Source organism: Rummeliibacillus sp. GQ308 (assembly GCF_059759115.1).
This window is the reverse complement of the sequence record NZ_JCAXDQ010000001.1, coordinates 1,129,280-1,153,764: the sequence shown is the minus strand read 5'-3', so window position 1 is coordinate 1,153,764 and position 24,485 is coordinate 1,129,280. Positions and strand designations below refer to the sequence as shown.

Annotated in this window: 24 protein-coding genes and 1 pseudogene; 8 read left to right on the top strand and 17 right to left on the bottom strand. The window is 38.0% G+C overall.

What is annotated here, in order from left to right; genetic code table 11:
* Nucleotides 1-43: 43 nt before the first annotated feature.
* Nucleotides 44-1,015, top strand: a complete 972-nt coding sequence (locus tag AC6CHJ_RS05580) for a 4-hydroxy-3-methylbut-2-enyl diphosphate reductase (RefSeq protein ID WP_147193732.1) — start codon at nt 44-46, stop codon at nt 1,013-1,015.
* A 146-nt stretch (nt 1,016-1,161) separates the two neighbouring features.
* Here AC6CHJ_RS05580 and AC6CHJ_RS05575 read toward each other — a convergent pair whose 3' ends face one another.
* From AC6CHJ_RS05575 to ccpN, 12 genes and pseudogenes are all read right to left on the bottom strand, one after another.
* A complete protein-coding gene (locus AC6CHJ_RS05575) occupies nt 1,162-1,689 on the bottom strand; it encodes a GNAT family N-acetyltransferase (protein WP_392994354.1) in 528 nt (175 codons plus the stop codon).
* A gap of 12 nt (nt 1,690-1,701) precedes the next feature.
* On the bottom strand, nt 1,702-2,160 hold the full coding sequence (locus tag AC6CHJ_RS05570) for a GNAT family N-acetyltransferase (protein WP_498287607.1): 459 nt from the start codon (nt 2,158-2,160) through the stop codon (nt 1,702-1,704).
* Between the two features lie 39 nt (nt 2,161-2,199).
* Nucleotides 2,200-2,615: pseudogene (locus AC6CHJ_RS05565) on the bottom strand (cytidine deaminase).
* A 39-nt stretch (nt 2,616-2,654) separates the two neighbouring features.
* Complete coding sequence (locus AC6CHJ_RS05560) at nt 2,655-3,494, bottom strand: DUF2785 domain-containing protein (protein ID WP_498287605.1); 840 nt, start codon at nt 3,492-3,494, stop codon at nt 2,655-2,657.
* 101 nt (nt 3,495-3,595) lie between these two features.
* Nucleotides 3,596-4,714, bottom strand: coding sequence for a Nif3-like dinuclear metal center hexameric protein (locus AC6CHJ_RS05555; RefSeq protein WP_498287603.1), 1,119 nt, complete (start codon nt 4,712-4,714; stop codon nt 3,596-3,598).
* Nucleotides 4,711-5,409, bottom strand: coding sequence for a tRNA (adenine(22)-N(1))-methyltransferase (locus tag AC6CHJ_RS05550; protein ID WP_147193744.1), 699 nt, complete (start codon nt 5,407-5,409; stop codon nt 4,711-4,713). Before AC6CHJ_RS05550 ends, AC6CHJ_RS05555 begins: the two co-directional genes overlap by 4 nt.
* A 110-nt stretch (nt 5,410-5,519) precedes the next feature.
* Nucleotides 5,520-5,894, bottom strand: a complete 375-nt coding sequence (gene cccA, locus AC6CHJ_RS05545; RefSeq protein ID WP_066786436.1) for a cytochrome c550 — start codon at nt 5,892-5,894, stop codon at nt 5,520-5,522.
* 322 nt (nt 5,895-6,216) lie between these two features.
* Complete coding sequence (locus AC6CHJ_RS05540) at nt 6,217-6,780, bottom strand: hypothetical protein (protein ID WP_498287601.1); 564 nt, start codon at nt 6,778-6,780, stop codon at nt 6,217-6,219.
* Between the two features lie 263 nt (nt 6,781-7,043).
* Nucleotides 7,044-8,192: an RNA polymerase sigma factor RpoD gene (rpoD, locus tag AC6CHJ_RS05535; protein ID WP_066786431.1), complete on the bottom strand. Its 1,149-nt coding sequence runs from the start codon at nt 8,190-8,192 to the stop codon at nt 7,044-7,046.
* Between the two features lie 33 nt (nt 8,193-8,225).
* On the bottom strand, nt 8,226-10,046 hold the full coding sequence (gene dnaG / locus AC6CHJ_RS05530) for a DNA primase (protein ID WP_498287598.1): 1,821 nt from the start codon (nt 10,044-10,046) through the stop codon (nt 8,226-8,228).
* Nucleotides 10,047-10,505: 459 nt separating this feature from the next.
* Nucleotides 10,506-11,321, bottom strand: a complete 816-nt coding sequence (locus AC6CHJ_RS05525; RefSeq protein ID WP_066786425.1) for a pyruvate, water dikinase regulatory protein — start codon at nt 11,319-11,321, stop codon at nt 10,506-10,508.
* A gap of 11 nt (nt 11,322-11,332) precedes the next feature.
* The gene (gene ccpN, locus AC6CHJ_RS05520) at nt 11,333-11,971 is read right to left on the bottom strand and encodes a transcriptional regulator CcpN (protein WP_066786422.1); all 639 of its coding nucleotides are present in this window, start codon (nt 11,969-11,971) and stop codon (nt 11,333-11,335) included.
* Nucleotides 11,972-12,287: 316 nt separating this feature from the next.
* On the opposite strand from ccpN, the gene AC6CHJ_RS05515 reads away from it, so the two are divergent.
* Nucleotides 12,288-13,670, top strand: a complete 1,383-nt coding sequence (locus AC6CHJ_RS05515; RefSeq protein WP_498287595.1) for a glycine--tRNA ligase — start codon at nt 12,288-12,290, stop codon at nt 13,668-13,670.
* Nucleotides 13,671-13,705: 35 nt separating this feature from the next.
* Here AC6CHJ_RS05515 and AC6CHJ_RS05510 read toward each other — a convergent pair whose 3' ends face one another.
* Genes AC6CHJ_RS05510 through AC6CHJ_RS05500 form a run of 3 tightly spaced genes read right to left on the bottom strand, consistent with a single transcriptional unit; the run spans nt 13,706 to nt 16,714 of the window.
* Complete coding sequence (locus tag AC6CHJ_RS05510; protein ID WP_498287593.1) at nt 13,706-14,515, bottom strand: enoyl-CoA hydratase/isomerase family protein; 810 nt, start codon at nt 14,513-14,515, stop codon at nt 13,706-13,708.
* A gap of 13 nt (nt 14,516-14,528) precedes the next feature.
* A complete protein-coding gene (locus tag AC6CHJ_RS05505; protein WP_498287591.1) occupies nt 14,529-15,572 on the bottom strand; it encodes an acyl-CoA dehydrogenase family protein in 1,044 nt (347 codons plus the stop codon).
* Nucleotides 15,569-16,714, bottom strand: a complete 1,146-nt coding sequence (locus tag AC6CHJ_RS05500; RefSeq protein WP_498287589.1) for an acyl-CoA dehydrogenase family protein — start codon at nt 16,712-16,714, stop codon at nt 15,569-15,571. Before AC6CHJ_RS05500 ends, AC6CHJ_RS05505 begins: the two co-directional genes overlap by 4 nt.
* 403 nt (nt 16,715-17,117) lie before the next feature.
* Between AC6CHJ_RS05500 and AC6CHJ_RS05495 the strand changes: the two genes are divergently transcribed.
* The 6 genes from AC6CHJ_RS05495 to AC6CHJ_RS05470 are packed head-to-tail and all read left to right on the top strand — an operon-like array spanning nt 17,118 to nt 21,574.
* Nucleotides 17,118-18,023, top strand: coding sequence for an ABC transporter ATP-binding protein (locus AC6CHJ_RS05495; protein WP_147193759.1), 906 nt, complete (start codon nt 17,118-17,120; stop codon nt 18,021-18,023).
* Nucleotide 18,024: 1 nt separating this feature from the next.
* Nucleotides 18,025-18,762, top strand: a complete 738-nt coding sequence (locus AC6CHJ_RS05490) for an ABC transporter permease (protein WP_147193760.1) — start codon at nt 18,025-18,027, stop codon at nt 18,760-18,762.
* Nucleotides 18,763-19,899, top strand: coding sequence for a sensor histidine kinase (locus AC6CHJ_RS05485; protein WP_147193761.1), 1,137 nt, complete (start codon nt 18,763-18,765; stop codon nt 19,897-19,899).
* Nucleotides 19,896-20,498, top strand: a complete 603-nt coding sequence (locus AC6CHJ_RS05480; RefSeq protein ID WP_498287587.1) for a response regulator transcription factor — start codon at nt 19,896-19,898, stop codon at nt 20,496-20,498. Before AC6CHJ_RS05485 ends, AC6CHJ_RS05480 begins: the two co-directional genes overlap by 4 nt.
* 51 nt (nt 20,499-20,549) lie before the next feature.
* Complete coding sequence (locus AC6CHJ_RS05475) at nt 20,550-21,089, top strand: GNAT family N-acetyltransferase (RefSeq protein WP_498287585.1); 540 nt, start codon at nt 20,550-20,552, stop codon at nt 21,087-21,089.
* A gap of 32 nt (nt 21,090-21,121) precedes the next feature.
* Nucleotides 21,122-21,574, top strand: coding sequence for a hypothetical protein (locus AC6CHJ_RS05470; protein WP_498287583.1), 453 nt, complete (start codon nt 21,122-21,124; stop codon nt 21,572-21,574).
* 42 nt (nt 21,575-21,616) lie between these two features.
* On the opposite strand, the gene AC6CHJ_RS05465 is transcribed toward AC6CHJ_RS05470, so the two are convergent.
* Nucleotides 21,617-23,233 carry a thiamine pyrophosphate-binding protein gene (locus tag AC6CHJ_RS05465; RefSeq protein WP_498287581.1) on the bottom strand — a complete coding sequence of 539 codons (1,617 nt, stop codon included), beginning with the start codon at nt 23,231-23,233 and terminating at the stop codon, nt 21,617-21,619.
* 179 nt (nt 23,234-23,412) lie between these two features.
* A complete protein-coding gene (locus AC6CHJ_RS05460; RefSeq protein ID WP_498287579.1) occupies nt 23,413-24,432 on the bottom strand; it encodes a C45 family autoproteolytic acyltransferase/hydrolase in 1,020 nt (339 codons plus the stop codon).
* Between the last annotated feature and the right edge of the window lie 53 nt (nt 24,433-24,485).

Genomic DNA, 24,485 nt, shown 5'->3' with positions numbered 1-24,485 from the left:
CTCCGTTATAATGGTAATAGTGAGCATTGAAAGGGGTCCAATTATGCAAGTCATTAAAATTACACCTAGAGGCTATTGTTACGGTGTTGTAGATGCGATGGTTATCGCTCGCAATGCTGCAATGGATAAAACATTGCCAAGGCCTATATATATACTTGGAATGATCGTTCATAACAAGCATGTAACTGATGCATTTGAGAGTGACGGGATCATTACATTAGATGGAAAAGATCGTTTGGAAATTTTGGAAAAAGTCGATGGAGGCACAGTTATTTTTACTGCACATGGTGTATCGCCAGAAGTGCGAAAATTAGCGTCCGAAAAAGGGCTAATTGCTATTGATGCCACTTGTCCCGACGTGACTGTAACGCACGATTTAATCAAAGAAAAGTCAGCAGAAGGCTATGATATAATCTATATTGGGAAGAAAGGCCATCCTGAGCCTGAAGGTGCAATTGGGGTAGCTCCTGATCATGTCCATCTTGTACAAAATATTGAGGATATCGAGGCGCTTCAACTAACGAACGATAAAATATTGGTTACAAACCAAACGACGATGAGTCAATGGGATGTATCACATTTAATGGAACGTTTAAAGGAAAAATATCCTAACATAGAAGTTCATAAGGAAATTTGCTTAGCGACACAAGTCCGCCAAGAAGCTGTGGCAACACAAGCTGGTGAAGCAGATTTGCTCATCGTAGTCGGAGACCCGAAAAGCAATAACTCTAACCGCCTGACACAGGTTTCTGAAGAAATAGCCCAAACGAAATCGTACCGTATCGCTGATCTTTCAGAATTAAAACTAGAATGGTTGGATGGAGTTGAAAAAGTCGGCGTGACAGCAGGCGCTTCTACGCCAACGCCAATAGTTAAAGAGGTTATTAAATTCTTAGACCAATACGATCCTGCGAATCCTGCTACACATGACTTAAGCCGTTCTGTCACACTAGACAAAATTCTACCGAAAATCAAACAACCTTCACCTGTGACAAAGATCTTACCAAAAGGATAATTACGGGCAATCTCAGATTTCATGAGTGATCCATAAATAAGCCTTCTGTTTTTCTAACAGAAGGCTTTTTTGGTTAGATGCGTGAGGCACAGCTTATACAGCTAGCGAGGCAGGCTATCTTCCTAACTGTACATTAGAGGATTCAATTATCTCTTAAGAAGAGAATAAACATTAGTATCGTATGCTTTTCCTTGTTGATATATATACCCTCTTAAAATTCCCTCTTTTTGAAAACCGACTTTTTCTAATAATTTATTAGATGCTTCATTTTCTAGGAAAACAATTGCTCCTATACGTGTTAAGCCCATCGTATTAAAACCAAATGAAATTACTTTTGATATTGCCTCAGAAGTGTAACCTTTCCTCCAGTACTCCGGATGAATCTCATATCCAATTTCAGCTCTTTTATGTTTTTGAGACCAAGCATGGTATCCAATTGTACCAATTATACCTTTTGTTCCTTTTCGCTCAATCCCCCACCTTATGCCTCTTTCTTCATTATAATTTTTCTTAAAAAACTCTACTAATTCTTTTGCTTCTTTTGCGCTGTTTAATGGTTCTGACCCATAAAATCGTGTGACTTCTTTATTGGAAAGGCAAGCGAAAATATCATATACATCTGTATCCGTTAATTCTCGCAGAGTTATTCTATCTGTCTCTAATATAGGAAACATTTAATCTCTCCTTTATTTTAGTTTTGAATTTGACTTAATTGGCATACTCATTGTAATAGTTCTATTTTTATATCCCATTTTTTCATACAGTTTAACAGCTTGATTTCCTGCATATACGCTTAAACGTGCTTCTAAATATCCGTCTCTTTCGAAATTTTCGGTCGCAGTTGTCATCAATTTTTTTGATATTCCTTTACCTCTAAATTCTTCTATTACAAACAATTCATAAATAAATCCATATGCTTTTTCAGTAAATTGATCTTTACTACTACCTATAAGGATCCAACCCATTAAGGTACCGTCTTCCGTTGCAATTAAATAGTAACTTCCCTTTTCCAATAAAGGCTCAACAAGTTGTTTGACTTTTACATCTGTCGGTATGATCCCACCCATAGTACCATCGTGTATAGCTTGTGGTGTTAATAATAAAATCTTTTGGTATTCCAAATCATTCGGTCTTCTGATTTCCATTAATTTAACATTCTCCTTCACGAACAAATCTCACACCATTTAGTTGAAAAACTCTTCCTCTGGATATGCGGCAGTCCAGTGATAGGGTTGCATTTCTGATAACGGTTTATAGACAATATCTTTCCCTGCCAAACTAACTGCAACCATAACAGACGGCCCCCAGTAGAATAGTCTTTCTTGGCACACTCCACAAGGTGATAAGACTTTGATGTCTGCAGCTGTATCATCTCGAACTAAACAGATGGAATGTGTTACCCTTTTGTTCAGCTTATGAGCTTCTAGTATTGCACCTGTTTCTATACAAAGTTCAGTAGATGCGTTAATCACTTCAGGCGCTATACTCGTCAAGATTGTACCATCGTCTAATGCCATCGCTGCGGCCCCCCCCAACCTGTTGGGTATCTATCCTTGATTAATTGCTCTGCATAAAGATATAATTTTTCTTTTAACTCCATCATTACCTCTCCTATTAACAATCTACGAATCTTCGATGACTAAGCATACACCCTATGATGTAGGTCCTTTAATTTCTCTGCCATCAATTCTCTTATGCGACAATCTCCATATTTAAATCCAATCCTAAAATAGAAGGTTTTAATGAAGTTTGCGACATTGAACTTGGTCTGGAAAAATTTATTTGAGAATCCTTCTTTCTCAAATATCAAATCTAAGCTATTAAATATTTGCAACACCCATTGTTCTAATTCCTTCTCGCTTTGTCCTTTTTCCAATAATGCTTCTATCACAAAGATTAACCGCTCATCTTCATCGTCAATATAGGTTGCATCTTTAAACAAACACTGTTGGACTGTTTGAAGAATTTTTGAGAATTGTAGTTCCTCTATTATCTTAGGATGACTTGCAAGAGATGCTAATAAGTCCGCTCCATGTGCAATACTGTGAGCCCACCCCTTTTTTTCTACATATCCTCTTGTATCCATCTCGACATTCATATAAATAATGGCTCTGTTCATTACACATTCTAAATTCTTCAGCGTTAAAAAGTTCAATTCACTATCTTTTGTTAATATCCCGGTAATGAGTAAAGAAGAAAATGAGCGAGTGAAAACTGAATCTGTATTTAATTCGCCAATCTTATAGAACAGATGGTTCTCATCTAAACAGATTTCCAAAATAGAACAATATTGCTCAAAGGTTAATAAATTTTCATTAAATATTCTTATAAATGTTGGATATATTAGATTATCTCTTAGTTCCGGGTCAACTGATCCTATATTATCCAACATATTTTGAATTAAATATTTTAAGTCAGCTTTAACAAAAGTTCCAATATTCCGATTCTTTAATTGATTAAGTTGTAATTTTAAATTCATGTTAGATACCTTTCGAGTCACCATTTTTTTAAAAGACTCCATTATATAACTCAAATAAACATGGCTTTTGTATTTCCATGTTCATTTGAGTCTTAACTGGTTTAAATAAATTGAAATGGCTCAGTAGAGAGTTTTGAAGGGATAAATGTGCAATCAATTTTTTGCTCTTTGCATAGTTCGTCCATCTTTTTTGAAACACCTATTTTCATGATCGATTCTACATGGTGCCCAGGGTCAACCACGTGGAGGCCTAAGTTTTCTGCATCTTGTGCAACATGGAAATACAAGTCACCTGTTACAAAGACATCTGCTCCTGCTCGTTTCGCATCAAATATATATTTGTTGCCATCGCCACCGAGCACTGCTACTTTTGAAATATTTGAAGATAAATCACCAACTACACGTACAGCTTTTACCTTCAGTCTTGCTTTTACATGTTCTGCAAAGTCTTGCAAGGTCATTGGATGAATCGTACCAATCCGACCAAGCCCCATTTCTTTTGCAGGTGTCTCAAGAACAAACAAATCATACGCTGGCTCTTCATATGGATGAGCATTCAGCATCGCACGTAGGACTTTATTTTTCTTGCCTTCTGGGACCACGACTTCAATCTTCACTTCTTCCTCTAGATGAAGCTTACCGAGTTTTCCTGCAAATGGATTAGCACCTTCTTGCGCTCTATATCTGCCTTCACCTTCAAGGGTATAACTACAGGAGTCATAGTCGCCAATTTGACCAGCCCCAGCTCCTGCTAGCGCTTGTCTTAATGCTTCAGCATAATCAGTTGGTATATAGACCGCTAGCTTATACAATCTTTCCGTATATGTTGGCACAAGGGTTTCACAGTTTTCTAATTGTAAGGCTTCTGCTAATAAATCGTTTACTCCGCCTTCTGCTACATCAAGATTCGTATGTGCTGCATAGACTGCAATATCATGCTTGATGCATTTTTCTATCAGTTGGCCTTGTGGCGAATCAGTGCGCATATTCGCTAATTTTCGGAAGATAGGCGGATGGTGTGCAATAATTAATTCACATTGATTTTCAATTGCCTCATCAACCACTTGTGTATTCACATCCAAAGTGACCAATACTTTTTTTATTGGCTTATTTAAGGTGCCAATAGCTAAGCCAATGGGATCACCTTCCATTGCCGCTAACTTTTTAGGAGACCATGTTTCAAAAATACTAATGATTTGTTGCCCATTCGCTACTTTCAATCTTTCAAAACCTCCTTGACCAGTTCTATTTTCTGTTGAAGTTCTCTTTCTTTCTCTGCAATAGCTGTAGTTGGTTCTGCTTGTTTTAATGCTTCTAGTACTTGTAGCCATTGATTTATTTCATGTTGCCACTTCTCTTTAAAGACAGCATTTTTCTCTTTATAGAGTACGGGGCCTAATAGTAATTGTACTGTGTTTAACGATTCTTCTCCTCGTTCTAGAACAAGCACTTCATAGATTTTTTCGTCTTCCTTCAGTATTTCCTCATTTATAATCTTCCAGCCATTTGCCATTGCCCATTCACGGATAGCTATCGCATGAATATTCGGCTGGAGGATCAGGCGCTCTACTCCCTGCAAACGTTCAGCATCTTTTTCTAATATGGAAGCAATTAGCGGACCTCCCATACCTGCAATTGTAATAGCTGTGACGCCATCCTCTTTTTCTATAGCTTGTAGGCCATCAGCAAATCGAACAGCAATACTTTCTTGCAATTGTTCTTTTCTTACTTCGTTGCATGCGGATTCATAAGGGCCTTTCACCACTTCACCAGCAATGGCTCTATGTATAACCCCCTGCAACACTAAGTAACACGGCAAATAAGCATGGTCACTCCCTATATCAGCCACAATGGCTTTCTCTGGTACAAAAGAGGCTACTGTTTGAAGCCGTTTGGATAATTTTTGAGCATTCATATAAAGTCCCGTCCTTTCATCTTATATTGTAACTGATAATAGATAGTATTTGTATGCAAAAAAACCCTTATCCACGTTGGATAAGGGTTTGCAAAATAGTCGAGAATTAATTATTTTAATCCAGAGATATATTTTGCCATTGCATCAAGTTCAGCGCCTTGAACTAAACCAGCTGGCATGCCGCCGCCTTTACCTTTAGTTAAGATGTCTTTAACTTCTGCTTCAGATAAACCTGTGCCATGTAAGTTAGGACCTACATTACCTTTAAGGTTGTCTCCGTGGCAAGAGATACATTTTTGTTGAGCAATTGCTTCAGGATCTGCTTCGCCTGAAGCTGATTTGCCTTCTGTTTGTTCAGTTTTTTCTTTGTCTCCGCCTTTAGCGATTTCAGCTTTTTTATCTGCTCCGTCAATAGACATGAAGAAGATTAAACCTAAGCCAAAAGCCATGATTAAGATATACGGAATAATAGGATTTTTCATCAATTTACCCTCCCTCATAAGTTCAATCTATTTCTATAAATAGAATCAGTCAACACTTAATATTGTACTTCATTCCGCAAGAAACGGAAAGACCTTCTGAAGAAGTTTTCAATCGTTTGTGACAAAATTGCCATATTTGACACAAAAAAAATAAATTTTTCTTGCATTTTCTCTTATTAGTATCACCTTCGTCCATTTCTCTGTCCTATTTTGTAGGAAAGCCATTTCAATGGTCATATACCTACATCCTTATTTTCTACACTTTATTCATCGTTATGCTTCCTAATCCAATTTTAAAGTCACACAGATTTTCTAGTTTCTATTACTATATGAAATAATAAATAATTAAAACTAAAAGGCCTAACCCACCTGAAATAAGGAAATAAATTAAGTGTAACCATATACCAGAGATAATCCATAGAACACAATTCCCTATCAAAACACCATATAACACCATTGATTGGCCTTCAAAGAAAATATTTGCTCCTTTTATCGATATCCCAAAGAGCAGAAGAGCGATTGTTGCGTATGCAAATGTTGTACTAATAGCTCTATTAGGAGACAACCGAAAAATCAATATAATGATCCCAATGATGGCTGCAATACTAATGGCAAGCGGAATAAAAACGAGAGGCGCTTGTAAATAAAAAAGTGCAATCAATAACAAAAGGATACCAGCAATTGTTAGGCTTTTTTTCCAAATCATTTTTACTGAGCCTTTGGCTAATATGGAAGTGGATGCGCTTACTTCATCTATAGAGAAATCCTTGCTATCTTCTCCAGCTGTGTAGAGAGTTGTGAGAAAATCACAGTATTGCTCCGGTAACAGTTTATTTTCTTTCCAAAACGCAATCTCGCTCAATATGACTTCTTTTTTTTGACTATTCATCCATTCACCTCGAACTTGTTAAGCTCTTTGATTTTCACCTTTAAAAAAGGCACCTAATTAAATAGGTGCCTTTTAATTATTGCACTCACGGACAACTTCTCTATGTGCTCTCCCTTGAAGAAATAGTTGAGCCAAGCTGCCTGTATAGCTTTGATAATCATGGTCTGATTTTATACTATGATTTAAATCTTACTGTATAAGAAAGATGATTTAGAGAATTTCTCCTGTAAACGTCTGATTGATTAACAATCAGGTGCCCACTGTTATTCTAAGAAATCTTTTAATCGCTTACTGCGTGAAGGATGGCGCAATTTTCTTAGCGCTTTCGCTTCAATTTGTCTGATACGTTCTCTTGTTACACCGAAGACTTTACCTACTTCTTCTAGTGTACGAGTACGGCCGTCATCTAAACCGAAACGAAGGCGAAGGACATTCTCTTCTCGGTCTGTCAATGTATCTAATACATCTTCTAACTGCTCTTTTAAAAGCTCATATGCCGCATGATCAGATGGCGATTGCGCTTCTGAATCTTCGATGAAATCGCCTAAATGAGAATCATCTTCTTCGCCGATTGGTGTTTCAAGTGAAACAGGCTCTTGGGCGATTTTCAAGATTTCACGCACTTTTTCTGGTGTTAAATCCATCTCTTCACCAATTTCTTCAGGTGTTGGTTCGCGCCCTAAATCTTGAAGTAGCTGGCGTTGCACACGAATCAATTTATTGATAGTCTCTACCATGTGCACTGGAATACGAATAGTACGAGCTTGGTCGGCTATTGCACGTGTAATCGCTTGGCGAATCCACCATGTAGCGTACGTAGAGAATTTGAATCCTTTACGGTAGTCGAATTTTTCTACTGCTTTGATTAAGCCCATATTTCCTTCTTGGATAAGATCCAAGAAAAGCATTCCGCGACCAACATATCTTTTGGCAATACTTACTACTAACCTTAAGTTAGCTTCTGCCAACCGTTTGCGCGCTTCATCATCGCCTTGTTCAATACGTTCAGCTAAAGCAATTTCCTCTTTCGCGCTTAATAAGTCAACTCGTCCAATTTCTTTTAAATACATTCGAACAGGGTCATTTATTTTTACGCCTGGAGGAACACTTAAATCATTCAAGTCAAACGTTTCTTCTTCGGCATTTCCTTTTAGCAAGCGATCAAGATTCTCTTCGTCTCCGTCTTTTCCGCCTAGTTCGATGCCATTCGATTCGAGCTTGTCGATGAATTCTTCTACCTGGTCTGCTTCCATTTCATATGTTTGCAGCTTATCAGCAATTTCTGCATAAGTTAATTCACCATTTTTTTTACCTGTTTCAAGCAAGATTTTTTTGGTTTCTTCTAATGTATGTTCTAAATCCAATTCTTTTACTTCTTTTTCGTCATTTGAACGTTTAGACTTGTCCGCCATAGGTGTTTCCTCCTTCTGCCAATCACAATCAACTTACATACGAGAAAGTGATTTCATTAAATCAAAAACTTCTTTTGAAAGCTCCATAGCACCTTTGATATCGTGCATTTTTTCAGCTTCTTTAATTGCCGAAGTTTTATCATGAATTTGTTGTTTAATTCTAAATTTCTTTAAATGCGCCCGGCAATCTGCAATTTCTTCATCCGCATGATTCGGATCACGCTCGACAAGAGCCGCTTCCATTATAATCTTTCTACGCTCTCTGTCATTGATAACTTCAGCGAAACGCTTATAATCCGCTTGTTCATATTCTTCATAAAACCCTATTAAGTGTATATATATCGCCATATAATCTTCCCGTACAAAAGGATTCTCATCCTCTTCTTGGCGAATTCGATCCACTATATCAATGTTATGGAGCATATGCGAAAGCAATAAACGCTCTGCTCTATCTGTTGCTGTAATGGGTTTTTGAAGAGTTGGCTGCATTAAAGGCTGTATTTGTTGCTTTTGATGCTGTGAACTTTTAACTACCTGAGCTTCTTTTTGCCGCAATTGCATTTCTAAAGTCTCAGAGGATATATTCGTATCCATCGAAATCTGTTTAATATATAATTCTTTTTCAATGGGCGATATTCCTTCTATTAAAAAGTTCAGTGCCTCATCGACATATTGCAATATGTCGTTTTGGTATTGAAAATTCTTATTGCGCCTTGCATGCATTAACATGAAGGCAACATAGCTTTGCGGCTCGCTTATTACTTTTTCCTTAAAAGCATCTGGACCAAATTGCTGTATATATTCATCCGGATCTAAACCTGTAGGCAAAAGGGCGACTTCAACATTGAGTTTTTCAGCATGGAGCATTTCCGCTGCTTTCTTCGCCGCTTCCCAGCCGGCTTTATCACCGTCATAGCAAACAATTATGTGATCAGTTAGACGTTTAATCTTTGCCAAATGTTGCGTTGTTAGAGCTGTACCCATAGAGGCCACTCCATTAAACACTTCCGCTCTTTTGGCTGATAGCACGTCCATAAAACCTTCAAACAGGACAACTTTGCGTTCTTTCCTTATAATAGGTCTAGCCTGATCTAAGTTATAGAGTACTTGTCCTTTATGAAAAATAGGCGATTCAGGGCTATTTAAGTACTTTGCATCCTCACCACCGCTATCTAAAATTCGGCCAGAGAATGCGATAATTTTTCCTTGCTCATCACGAATAGGGAACATCACACGGCCTCTGAAACGGTCAAAGTAACCTGATCCGTCCTCACGTTTGATAATTAATCCGCTTTGTTCCATTTCGTCTAAGCTAAAGCCTTTTCTCGCTAAAAGTTGAGTCAATGAATCCCAATGTGGCAAAGAGAAACCAATGCCATTAGATTCTATCTCCTCTTTTGAAAATCCTCGTTGTTGTAAATAGGAAAGCCCTTCTTCACCTTCTTCTGTATGAATAAGCAAATGTTGATAATATTCTGCTGCAAAGGCATGAGCCTCTTTCATTCTTTCCTCTTCCGGCGTTGCAGAAGATACATGATGATGATCATGTGAAGAAGATACATCAACATGGATACCTACTTGCTCACCAAGCTTAGCTGTAGCTTCTTGAAAGGTAAGATTTTCAATATCCATTAAAAATGTTATGGCGCTGCCGCCAGCTCCACAGCCGAAGCAATGGAATATTTGCTTATCTGTTGATACGGAAAAAGAAGGTGTCTGTTCTCCATGGAACGGACATAAACCAAAATAGTTTCGTCCCCGTTTGGTCAACTGGACATAGTCTGATACAACATCGACGATATCTACCTTTGTACGGATCTCTTCAATAATCTCTTCTGGTATTTTTTGTGCCATTCCATCACCATCTTTTTTTGTTCAAATAACCAATTCGAGATTATCATTATAAATTCCTTCATTTTTCGACAAAAAAATAAAATTTTTAACCTTTATTCAAAGGCAATAGTCGTTAAAAGGAAAATATTAGGAATTTAGGTGTGGAATAAGTGCTCGTAAAAGTTAAATTGTTCATTCAACAAGTAGAAAATAATTTCTACCCAATAAATGAGGCATTATTTTATTTACTTTAGTATTGACAAAATCTCATTAATTATTTTTACCACAATTTTTTATTATAAAACATTTGTTTCGGAAATTCTACCACAATTTTGATATTTTTATTAAGCAAACAAAAAAACCTTCAGGAATATGAAGGCTTTACACCTCAAATATGGAGGTTGAGTATGTTTGTGGATTCTAAAGCAATTCAACTTCCTTTTCATTTATCTTTTGAATAGAAAGAAGAATCTCCAACCATTATTGATTAGAGATTTGGATACGGTGCAATATATCATTTGCCGTTTCTTCGACCGCTTTATTGGTTACATCAATTACTTGGCAACCAATTCTGCCCACTACTTTTTTGAAATGGACGATTTCTTCATTAATACGTTCGAGACGAGCATAATTGGCATCATCATTTAGCCCTAAAGCAATTAAACGTTCTTTTCGAATATTATTTAACTTATCCGGAGAGATAACGAGTCCAAAACATTTTTTTGGATCGACCGAAAAGAGTTCTTCCGGTGGTTCTACCTCTGGAACAAGCGGGACATTTGCCACTTTAAAACGCTTATGTGCCAAAAATTGTGAAAGTGGTGTCTTAGACGTACGCGAGACGCCGACTAAAACAATATCAGCCTTTAGTAAACCTCTAGGATCTCGACCATCATCATACTTAACAGCAAATTCAATCGCTTCAATTTTTTTAAAGTAATCGTCATCCAGTTTTCGAACTAAACCCGGTTCTTCAATTGGTTCAATTTGCAACGTATTTTGAAGCATTTCCATCATGGGACCCATTAAGTCTACCGCAGGAATCCCATTTGCGCTGCAGCTCTTATGCAAATAATCGCGCATTACTTCTTTCACCAATGTATAAACTATCATAGCTCCCTGTTGATCTGCCAGAAGCACAATTTCCTTTAACTGTTCAATACTCTCTACGTGTGGAAAGCGTTGGATTTTAGTATCTTGCATGCCTGGTCTAAATTGGCTGATAGCCGCTTTCGTAACTAAATCGCCCGTCTCTCCTATAGAATCCGATATAATAAAAACAGATATATTATTCATGGTTTATCACCTCACAAATCATGATTTTCTGCGAGCGATAAAAATGCACGCGTTATATTTGTTTTTGTTAAACGACCAACAACTTCCAGACCATCTGGGTGTTGCACCACAACGGGTAATGCGTCTATCTGTCTTTCAATTAGCTTGTGGGCCGCCTGTATTAAACCATCTGATTTAAAACAATAGGCTATATTCGGCATCCTTGTCATAATAATATGTACTGGAATATGGTTTAAATCTTGGCTGCCTATACTTGTGCGAAGCAAATCTTTTCTAGAAAGTACACCTGTCAAATAAGAATTTGGATCCACGACAAATAACGTGCCCACATCTTCTAAAAACATCTGACAAATAGCATCATAAACAGAAACATTTTCTGAAATCACTACCGGTATAGACTGGAAATCTTTCACCTTCATATTAGTCATACTGTCAACTACAGCTTGATTGGATTTTTTGCCAGAATAAAAATACCCTACTCGGGGTCTTGCATCTAAGAAACCAGCCATTGTCAAAATCGCTAAATCAGGCCTTAAGGTAGCGCGTGTCAATGATAGACGCTCAGCGATATGCTCTCCTGTAATCGGGCCATTTTCTTTGACAATTTCTAAGATTTCTTCCTGACGTTTGTTGAGCTCTATTGGACTCACCGCCTCAAAAAGTGTTATACTCAATACCTAATAATTATATACTACTTTCATTCTTATTGCTAAGAAAAGAATCACGTGGTACAATTGTCTTCATAATAAAGCGATGAACGGTCAATAAGTATGATTTCATCTTGACAAGCGAGTAGAGATGGTGAAAGTCTACACGAAATCAGAAAAAGGCAGCCGGGAGCTAACTTTTTAAAGTGGATTACTCAGGTAATCAATCGGGGTGGAACCGCGGGTATAGCACTCGTCCCCGGGTACAAATATGTGCCCGGAGACGGGTGCTTTTTATTATTTTATTGGAGGGTTTAGAATGGCAAAAACAATGGAAAGTATCGTATCTTTAGCGAAACATCGCGGCTTTGTCTTCCCAGGATCAGAAATTTACGGTGGTTTAGCGAACACATGGGATTACGGTCCACTAGGCGTTGAGCTAAAAAACAACGTAAAAAAAGCTTGGTGGCTAAAATTTGTACAAGAATCTGAGTATAACGTAGGATTAGACGCAGCAATCTTAATGAATCCTAAAACTTGGGTTGCTTCTGGCCATGTTGGTAACTTTAACGATCCAATGGTCGATTGCAAAAAGTGTAAATCTCGCCATCGCGCAGATAAATTGATTGAAGATGCTGCATTAGCACAAGGTGAAGAAATTGTTGTAGATGGTATGCCGTTCGACAAAATGGCGGAAGTCATGAAAAAATATGATGTACATTGCCCAGATTGCGGCGCACAAGATTTTACTGAGATTCGCCAATTTAATCTTATGTTTAAAACATTCCAAGGTGTAACTGAGGACTCTACTAATGAAATCTTCCTTCGTCCAGAAACTGCCCAAGGTATTTTCGTTAACTTTAAAAACGTTCAACGTTCTATGAGAAAACGTGTACCATTCGGTATTGCGCAAGTCGGTAAATCATTCCGTAATGAAATTACACCAGGTAACTTTACATTCAGAACACGTGAGTTTGAACAAATGGAACTTGAGTTTTTCTGTAAGCCTGGCACAGAGTTAGAGTGGCATGCTTATTGGAAAGAGTTCTGCAAAAACTTCCTATTAAATTTGGCTATGCATGAAGAATCTATGCGTCTTCGTGACCACGATGAAGAAGAACTTTCACACTACTCTAATGCAACTACTGATATTGAGTTTAAATTCCCATTTGGCTGGGGCGAACTATGGGGTGTAGCATCACGTACTGACTTCGACTTAAAACGCCATGCAGAACATTCAAGTGAAGATTTCACTTATATAGATCCTGCTACAAATGAACGCTTTGTGCCTTATTGCATCGAGCCATCACTAGGTGCTGACCGCGTGACGCTTGCATTTTTATGCGACGCTTACGAGGAGGAAGAGTTAGAAGGTGGCGATTCACGTACTGTTCTTCGCTTCCACCCTGCTCTAGCACCTTTTAAAGCAGCTGTATTGCCGCTTTCTAAAAAATTGGGTGACAAGGCTTCAGAGGTATGGGCAGAATTACGCAAGGCATTCCCTGTTGATTATGATGAATCTCAATCAATTGGTAAACGATACCGTCGTCAAGATGAAATCGGTACTCCATTCTGTATCACGTATGACTTTGATTCAGTGGAAGATGGTCAAGTTACAGTCCGCCATCGTGATTCAATGGAACAAGTTCGTATGCCAATCGCCGATGTTCAAGCTTATATCGAAAAACACCTTGTATTCTAATAAAAAGGAGATGTGCTTATCGCACATCTCTTTTTTTATTTATTAAATTGTGGATTTCTTTTTTCCGCAACTGCCCTTACACCTTCTTTAAAATCTGGAAGTTCAGTTACAATACCCATTTGCGATGATATATAGTCTAGTGAAGAGCGCAAACTCATTGTTTGACTTTGATAGACAGCTCTTTTGATCATTTGAACGACTACCTTAGATTTACCTGCCAATTTCATTGCATAGTCGTTCGTAAATTCTTCTAAGTCAGTATCCTTTACAACATATGTGACAAGCCCTTTTTCCTTTGCATCCTGTGCTGAAAGTATGCGACCCGTCCATAATAAATCCAGTGCTTGATCAACCCCTATAATTCTAGGTAAATAGTAAGCTCCTCCATCTCCTGGTACTATACCAACGTTGATATAGCTTTCTGAAAGCTTAGTGGATTCTGCTACAATACGAATATCACACATTAATGCCATATCAAGACCTGCACCCATTGCAAAGCCATGTATTTGCGCTATCACTGGTTTATCAATCTCTTCCAACAAAAGCGGGATGCGTTGGATTTTTTTCCAAAGTGAATTTTTCCGTGCTAGTGCTGTAGAGGTAATATCCTCCTTGCTCGCAAAGAAGCCTTCTCCCGCCTTCATCGCTTGAATATCACCCCCTGCACAAAAACACCGCCCATTGCCTTTAACTACTAGCACATGAATATCCTCAGAATCTCTCACTAATTCAAGAGCTTCAATCCATTTCAGAATCATTTCTTCACTAAATGCATTCATACTTTCAGGTCTATTTAAGGTAATTGTTGCAATGTTGCCGTTTTGATCAAACAATAAATCTGCCATCCCACACCTCTCCCTAATATGTCGTTAAAAATTCCCACATGGAATTATTTGATTTTAGTAAATCTCTTGATAGCTTTTGGCTCCATTTAAAATGCCCTCTTCCTTCATCACGGTAAGACCATAGTCGGCGGGTATAATGATGCAGGTGGTGTTCGTACGTGACGCCGATTGCTCCGTGCACTTGATGAGAGGATGCGGATACTGTCCGAATAGCTTCTTCTATACGTATTCTTGTAAGAGGAATTTCATGGCGATGTCGTTTTTCCACTAAAGCCTCCATCATATTATCTACAGCTGAATCAACTATAACTGTTTCTCCGGCTAACTGAGCTATATGACGCTGGATGAGCTGAAAGCGGTGGATGTAGCGTCCAAATTGCTGCCGCTGTTTTGTATATTCGATGGTTGATTCATAGATTTTTTCTAGTGTGCCTGCAATGACAGCGCATTTTGCTGCTGTTTCTAGTAAAATCATTTCTTCTATCTGTTCATAATCTATTATTCTGCTTTTTTCCAGGATAGGAATAGCCGTTAACTTTATATAGTCGCGCGGCTCCCTAGCTAAATTGGCACCCTCTTTAACTAGAGCATCCTTTAACGGTACTTTTACTAGGTAATTTCCTCCACTGCCTTTAGCGATAGTAACAAGGTTACTAGCATACCTGCCCCATGCTACATGAGGAAACGCTCCACTAACTTCCCCATTTTCGGATAAGGTACAATCAGGTGTATCAGATAAATTATAAGTAATCATTTCATCCGTTGGCGCAAGATGGAACTTCTCCAGTAAATAATTCGAAAAAATATACTCCATCAGGGGAATGGGCACAGCATATTTGCCACCTATCTTAAGAAGTGAAAATAAATCCTCTAAATCACCACCTGCTCCGCCTGCTTTTTCAGAAATACATGCAGCTAGTAATCCATTCTCTTTCAATATTTCCCACACATCATCTGCCCATTGGCCTTCATCAATCAAATCTACGGTTTCTTTTGTAATGTGCTTTTTAAATATTTTTTCCATCGTCTTTACTAATAGCTCTTTTATCTCGCTCATCCATTAATCACATCCTTTGCAATGATGCCGTATAGTATTTCTGTCGTCCCTCCCCGAATAGTAAAGCCTGGCGAATGTAGAATAGACTGAGCCATATACCGATCTAACATTTTTTGAGCATCCATTGTTGGATATGTCTCTGTTAAAAGACGTACCATTTCAGGAATGCTTTGCTCGAATTGTGTACCCATTGCTTTGACCAAAGCTGCAGGTACAGCCACCTCACCGCCTTGTTCCAACATTTTCGCAACACCGAGGGATAAATTTCGTAGACTCCAAAGGTTCGCGACGAGCTCAGTTAGCTTGTTCATGGCTTCTTTATTTTGCTGTTGCTTAAGAATCGAATATATTTCTTCAAGGAGCGGGAATGTGCTAAGAATCCGCTCAGGTCCACTTCTTTCATAGGCTAATTCAGCAAGTCCTTGTTTCCACCCTTCTCCGATTGTTCCAACTATACGGTTATCTGGAACAAATACATCTTCAAAAAAAACTTCATTGAAGTGATGTTCCCCTGTCAAATATTTTATAGGTTTGACGCTAACACCTTTATCATGTAAATCTATAATCATTTGGCTTAGTCCACTATGTTTAGATTCCTTGCTATAAGGAGCAGTTCTCACTAAAGTAATCATAAAATGAGCGTCATGCGCGTTGCTCGTCCATGTCTTAGCGCCGTTCACCAGCCATCCGCCTTCTACTTTTTTTGCATTTGTGCTAACAGATGCTAGATCAGAGCCACTATTCGGCTCACTTAAACCAATTGCAAAAAAACATTCTGCATTTGTTATTCTAGGCAAGAAATAACTTCGCTGCTCCTCTGTTCCATAGCGCAATAAAAGAGGACCTGTTTGCCGATCCGCAATCCAATGAGCTGCAACTGGAGCGCCAATCGCTAAAAACTCTTCAGTTAAAATATAGCGGTCAATCGTACTTCTTTCTTGCCCACCGTATTTTTGGGGCCAGGTCAGCCCAATCCATCCCTGTTCAGCAATTTTTTTAGAGAATTGTGGATTACAGCCGCTTAGCCATGAATCACACGCGGTCTCGAATGTTCTATTCGCCAATTCCTTTTGTAAAAATGAACGCACTTCTAATCGGAATTTCTCTTGATCCTTCGTAAATTGTGAAGATGGTAATTTCATCTTGATCATGCTCCTTTGCCGATTTTCACGCCACCTTACATCTATATGCGTATCGTAACAATGGAACACCTATTAACACAAGAAGTTTTTTCTGAATATTTTGTCTAAATGGTGGGTCTAAAGATAGTTTCTAACTATTCATCTTATGTTTATTCAGGAATGATGATGAAATTCAAGGTAATATTTTTTGAGGCGATGTAAATCCAATTAAGGTTCAGTTTGTGAATTTTCATATATACAATTTATTTCATAATTTTCAGAGACGAATGAGTTATAAAAACAGTTGTCTTCTCTGTTTAGGAACACAATACATGACATTTGTCATTTTTCTTCATGACGTAAACGACTAATGATGTTTCCTGCAGCATATTAAAATGAACATATAACAGTTGGGGGTGAAAAGATGAATGACGTTGTTACTTTTTACAATGTAACCAAAACTTATAAAGACCAAAAAGCAGTGAATGAAGTTTCTTTTTCCATACAAAGTGGAGAAATAGTTGCTATTTTAGGGCCGAATGGAGCGGGTAAATCAACCACAATTATGTTAATGCTTGGCCTTTTAGAGCCATCTTTAGGATTAGTCCAATTATTTACTCATTCTCCGAAAGAAAAGCTGGTTCGCGAAAGGATTGGGGCAATGCTGCAAGAAGTTAGTGTAATTGATCGTTTAAAGGTAAAGGAGATCCTTGAATTGTTTCGAAGTTATTATTCGAATCCTTTATCTTTAAGTGAATTGATTAAATTAAGCGGAATGTCTACAGAGCTTTTAAATCAAAGAGCAGAAAAGTTGTCGGGCGGCCAAAAGAGAATGCTCAATTTTGCACTATCACTTGCAGGAAACCCAGACTTATTATTTTTTGATGAACCAACTGTGGGGATGGACATTAAAGCTAGAGCAAATTTTTGGAACACAATTCGCATCTTAAAGGATAAAGGAAAAACTATTATTTTCACTACACATTACTTGCAAGAAGCGGATGATGTAGCAGAAAGGATACTTCTTCTGCATGATGGCAAACTGGTTGCAGATGGGCACCCTAGTGAAATCAAAAAGAAAATAACAAAACAGTCTGTCTCGTTTCTTGCTTCTACTGATTTAACGCTGGACCAATTCAGATCTCTACCACATGTAGAAGATGTTTATCTAGAGGAGGGCAGGATTTACTTAATTACAAATGATACAGATACGGTTTTATTCTCTTTAATTAAATCCAACTCTAGCGCTGAAATTAGCGAAATTCAAATTAAACAGGGGCGTTTAGATGAGGTATTTGAACAATTAACATTGAGCAAGGAGGCACAATAATATGTATGCCATGTGGATGCAAACAAAAGCTGAAACACTGAAAGTTTTAAGAAATCCCTATTATGTCTTTTGGTCACTTGCCATGCCTATTCTTTTTTACTTTCTCTTTACGAAAATCATTAATACAGGCGTAGATGATAAACAACAATGGCACAAGCATTATTTAATGTCGATGACAATTTTTAGTATTATGGGATCTTCCATTATGACGTTAGGTATTCGGCTTGTACAGGAACGGACAGAAGGCTGGTCCCGCTTTATGCGTATTACACCTCTTTCAGAGTATAGCTATTTTATTGCCAAAATGATGGCGCAAACAGTGATTCATATACTATCCATCATGGTAATCTTTGCGGCTGGCATAATAATTAATGGTGTTTCCTTATCATTCCAAGAATGGCTTTTGAGTGGTTTGTGGATTTTGGCTGGTTCTTTGCCATTCCTTGCACTTGGCACTTTAATTGGGACGATGAAACGTGTGGATACAGCTTCCGGTATTAGTAATATCCTTTACATGGCATTGGCAATTATGGGTGGTATGTGGATGCCAATTGAAATTTTACCTAGAACAATGCAAGCAATCGCTAAATGGTTGCCTTCATATAATTTAGGAAACGGTGCTTGGGAGATTATCAGTGGTAGATATCCTGAATGGTTTAACGTTTTGATTTTGTCGGGTTATTTCTTCTTATTCGTGATATTATCTAAATATGTAAGAAAAAAACAGGAAGCGATATAAATGAAAAAGAAAGAAACCTTCTCGATTTTCCCTAAAAGATATGGATTGTTCCCCTATGTGTTTTTAATATATTTGGGAATGCCTGCAACTCTTGTTATACAAAATGAAATAGGTCTTAAACGAATTCTAGGATTAATTATCGTTCTCATATTTGCAGTGTCTTACAGGCAAATGTATTTTAAAGCCGGAAAAAAGTCTTTTGACTCTTGGCTTGCACTACAGTTAATTATTATTTTTTTCATGAGTTTAGTTTATGATTTCAATTTCCTATTCTTGGGATTTTTTTCTACTTACTTTATAGGCTCATATACTGAACAAAAGAAATTTTTCAGAGCTTATATTGCTCTTTGTCTTGCTGTAATCATACCACTGCTCTATTTATATTTTACCGTTTCGTTTAGTCTTATCTTTATTTTTCTTTATTTGCTCGTTATGCTATCCTCCCCATTCGGTATTCGGTCTATGATCCAGCGGAGGAATTTAAAGGAACAATTGAATGAAGCAAATGAGCAAATTCAACAATTGATCAAACGGGAAGAAAGAATTCGTATTGCGCGCGATTTACACGACACACTTGGTCATACTCTATCACTACTCACATTAAAAAGTGAATTAGTCGGGAAGCTTATTGAGAAAAATCCCGAGAGAGCCCGCTTAGAAGCTAAAGAAATGGAAAGAACATCTCGCTCAGCCTTAAAGCAAGTTAGAGAACTTGTAACAGATATGCGAGCAATTACAGTTGCAGAAGAATTAAATGAAGCAAAGTTAATTCTTACAGCGGCATGTATTGAGCTATATGTCGAAGGTGATGTAGATTTACCAGATGTGCCTTCTTTAACGCAAAATATTTTAAGTATGTGCCTGCGTGAAGGCGTTACAAATGTTGTAAAGCACAGTCAAGCAAGTCATTGTAAGATTAGTAGTAAAGCTGTAGCTGGCCATGTGCTAATAACTATTATAGATGATGGGGTTGGCCTTACAAACACTATTAATAAAGGAAATGGACTAAAAGGAATAGAGGAAAGGCTCTCTTTAATCGAGGGAAGGCTTATACTTACTTCCTCTCAACTAGGAACAGAGTTAACATTTCAAGTTCCGATCATCGTAAAACAATTGAAAGAAGGGGTCGCTTTGTGATTCGAGTTGTAATTGCTGAGGACCAACGGATGCTAAGATGTGCACTTGGTTCTCTTTTAGATTTGGAAGAAGATATCGAGATCGTTGGTCAAGCTGAAAATGGTGAAGAAGCTCTGCGTATTATCTATTCATTCAAACCGGATGTATGTTTACTAGATATTGAGATGCCAATTAAGAGCGGACTTGATGTTGCTGAGGAACTGAAACAACTAGATTCTTCTTGTAAAGTTATTATCCTAACTACATTCGCTCGACCTGGTTATTTTGAGCGTGCTTTAAAGGCAAATGTTCATGGCTATTTTTTAAAGGAAAGCTCAAGCGATGAGTTGGCAGATTCTATTCGCCATATTATGAAGGGCAAACGCGAATTTGCACCTGAATTGGTTTTTGGAAGTGTGACAGAAACAAACCCGCTGACTGCTAGGGAACAAGATGTTCTTAGGCAAGTAGCAGCAGGCAAGACTGCAAATGAAATTTCTGCGAGCCTCTATTTATCTTCGGGCACTATCCGCAACTATATATCAGAGATCATTAACAAGCTTGGAGCAAAAAATCGTATTGAAGCCATCAGCATGGCTCAGCAAAAAGGATGGATATAAGAAAATTCTCAGCTAAAAAACAAAAAGATCATAATGAATGGAGGAATACGTATGTTTACATATACAGTTAATAATGATATTAGATTAGGCTTACTCGAAGTTCGACATGCAGAAGAACTTTTTGCTCTTACTGATCAATCAAGAGAAAGCTTAGAAAAGTGGTTACCGTGGGTAGCGTTTACGCGTACAGTACAAGACTCAAAAAACTTTATTGAAGGTACACTAAAACAATTTAGCGAAAACAATGGATTTCAGGTAGGCATTTGGTATAAAGATGAGCTTGCTGGCGTAATTGGTCTACATGGAATCAACTGGACGAATAAATCTACATCAATTGGTTATTGGCTTGGAAGCAGTTTTGAAGGTAAGGGATTAATGACCAAGGCATGTCAGGCAGTTATTCAATACTGTTTCGAAGAGTACGGTTTACACCGAATTGAAATTCGGGCTGCTACTGGAAATAACAAGAGTATCGCCATTCCCGAACGACTCGGTTTTACAAAAGAAGGATGCATAAGGGAAGCAGAAGTGTTAAAAAACGGTTGTGCGGATCATTATGTTTTCGGACTCCTTAAATCCGATTTGAAATAATGAGTCAACATATATTGGAGTGAGAATTAAGCATGCGTTTTTTTAAAATAATGGCAGTGTTGCTATCTATTTTTCTATTAACAGGTTGTTTTGGTGAAAGCTATGACTTTTCTCCACCCACTGTCTCACTTTCAACATCGAATGCTATTATTTCAAAAGAAAAATTAGCAGAGGCGAATATTAAATGGTACCAAGACAATGTTTTTAACAAAAAAATAGACAATCTTTTCGCTTTAGCAAGAAAGCAAGAGCCCATATTAGTGAAAAAAGGAAGCAAACTTGAACTTAATATAGAGAATGGGTATGATGAGCTTGAAAATATAGAAGTTTCCATCTGGAAAGGCCAAAAAGAAACTATTTTAGGAATTGAAGAAGATAAAACCTTCTATTTACCCAAAGTAGAAGGCGAATATATGATAGTAGTTGAACTTGATACATCTAAAGGAATGGCTCAATACGTTGGAAATCTTATGATTACAAAATAATAAAAAGATGTGGTGACTGCCTATACAATCACCACATCTTTTTTAATTTGTTTCTGGGAAGAAGACTTGGGCTGTTCTGATATCTACGAGTGTTGGAGCATTAGTATTCAGCGCTTCTTCCAAAAGCGATTCTAAGTCGGTTTCTGATTCAGCACGAAGTCCCTTCCAACCACAAGCTTCTGCTACTTTCACAAAATCCGGATTTGTTAAATCTACCCCTACTTCCTTCTTATCAGCAACTTTAAGTTTGTCTCTCTCCATTTGCAGAGCCTCGTTATTTAAGACAATGACTGTAATATTTAAGTTGTAGCGGGTAGCTGTTAGTAAATCTGCTAGGACCATTTGGAGACCGCCGTCCCCTACTATCGCAACTACTTGTTTTTCTGGTTTAATAAGCTTAGCTGCCATCGCTGCGGGAAGACCAAAGCCCATCGTGCGCCAGTAACCGGAAACTAAAACAGTTTGATTCTTCTGTTTAAAATTACGGTTAGTCCATACTGTATTGTCTCCCGTATCAAGTGCAAGGACAGCATCCGCAGCTACTGTTCGGTCAAGAGCACGGATAATGCGAGATGGATGATAGGGATACCCCTCTGTGCTACCTTCCTGCTCATTTAGCTGAGCCCATTTTTCTTTGATTTCCTGACAGCTTGCTATCCAGTCTTCAGAACGGGAAAATCCTTGAAGGCTCTCTGTTAAGAGAGGAAGAACTTCTTCCGTTTTGCCCATAATACCTAGCTCGACAGGAATGCCTTTTTCAAATTTATCGAAATGGCAATCGATGTGAACGATGCGTGCATCAGTTGGCACATATCCTTCCGGCCACCAGGTCGTACCAGCCAAAAGTACAACGTCTGCCTGTTTAAACAAATCAGAGGCATAAGGATTTCCACCTTCACCAATCCCTTGCAATACATGCGGAGAAGATTCATCAAAAACTCCTTTACCTCCTAAGCTTGCTAGGATACCCGCTCCCCACAAATCTGCAAGTTTCTCCAACTCCTCTGAAGCACTTGCAGCGCCAGCACCTGCGAGTATCATGGAACGCTTAGCTGTTTTCATGATGGCCGTTGCCTGTTCTAAGCTTTCTTTCGTAAAGTGGGCTGAGCCCTCTATAACCTGTGGCAACGAACGCGGTTTACCTTTGGCTACCATCATGAAAATGTCTTTCGGTATAGACAAATGAGTTACAACCCGCTGTCCGAGTGATGTTTGTACTGCTTTGTGTAGAAGTTCTATCGTGGCATCTGGACTCGTAAGATTAGCAGAATAAGAAGCGAAAGGCTTCATTAACTCCTGCTGATCAATATATTGTGGAAACTCAGTACCTATTTTATTACTAGGTGCTTGACCAGTAATAGCCAGAACAGGCGCTTTGTCTGCATGAGCATCACCTAGCCCATTCATCAGATTAGTAGCTCCTGGCCCCATTGTTGCTGTACATACTCCAAGCTTCCCTGTTAGTTTCGCCTCGGCTGAAGCCATAAATGCAGCAGTCGACTCATGTTTGACCGCGATGAATTTTATTTTATCTTGCTTAGCCAGTGCATCGATGAGACCAAAACTAGCATCTCCAACAACTCCATAAATTCGTTTCACGCCAAATAAAGACAGTTGATCAAGCATTAATTCCGCAACTGTACGCTTAGTTTCTCCCATAACATGAACCTCCTTGATAAATCTTTTTAACTTGCCTTGAAGTAGCTATCCCTTATTGTTCATATTATTTCTTCCCCTAAAAAGCGTTGGTTAACCCTCATCTATCTATTTGAGGATGTTGCTGTTAAACGGATAATCTTTGCTTTGGATAAACATCATTTTAGTAATGCAGATGTAAATTATCCTTTGATTATTCCTTTTAGAAAATGCTGATCTATATTCTTTCCATTCACCCATTCATTTAAGTCAATATCCAGCACCTCTGAGCTTTGGGCAATGGTTGTTAAGATCCTTGCATTGGCATAAGAATACGAAAAAGTATGAAGGGTGCCAAATAAGTTGTCATAGTCACTGAAAAACAATGGTGATGTAGTTTCTTTAAACTGTTCAAACATTTCTTCATGTGTAATAGCTTTTTCTTTAAAGCCCTTCAGGTATTGTTCCCGTTTCATTGAACCATCTATTGAAACTCTATTTTGGTTTTTCATTTCAATTGTTCGAAAGTGATTTTCACATGACATTAAAGATTCTTCTCGTCTTATATTTACATTCAAAGGACTCGCTTCGACTACTGCTAAGCTTCCATTCTTATCTCCTATTGAAAAGTTGTAGCATGCTGAGTGTGGTATCTCTTTTAGCATTTCAATTGCCTCTTCAGTAGTAGAACAGCTATCCAAAACCATTCGAATTGAAATCCATGGAGATATGCCCACCGTATAATCATTATTACTCACAAAATGTAATCCTATGACTAGACCTTTCTGATTTACACCATCATGTCTTCCCAGTCCCTGAAGGTTGTATCCTGCAGAAGCAAAGGTTCCTTCAGGTTGAACCAAACTAAAAATGCCATCATATAAATCAGGCGTAAAATCATAATTTCTAACATAATAATCTTTTGTTATGATGGCAGAACACCCCATTGCTTCTGTTTTAGGTACATCATAACCTGAAAATAAGGATGCTGCTTTTGGGAAGGAGAGGTTCAAACCTTGAGCAATCCCTTCTAATTCTTCAAGCAGCTGCGGCGCAAAAGTGGTATAGATCGATTTCATATTCGGAATATCAATCTCTGGCTTTGTTATAACTTCAAAGGTCTTCAATATCGATGGGTTATTTTTAAAGAAATTCGCCAATTGAACTCCTATATTAAACGAATTATCTCTTGCTTGAAGAATATCTACAGCAAAATTTGTCATTACTTATACACCTCTATTATTTTTCTATGAGCATAATTAAAGAATTAATCCTC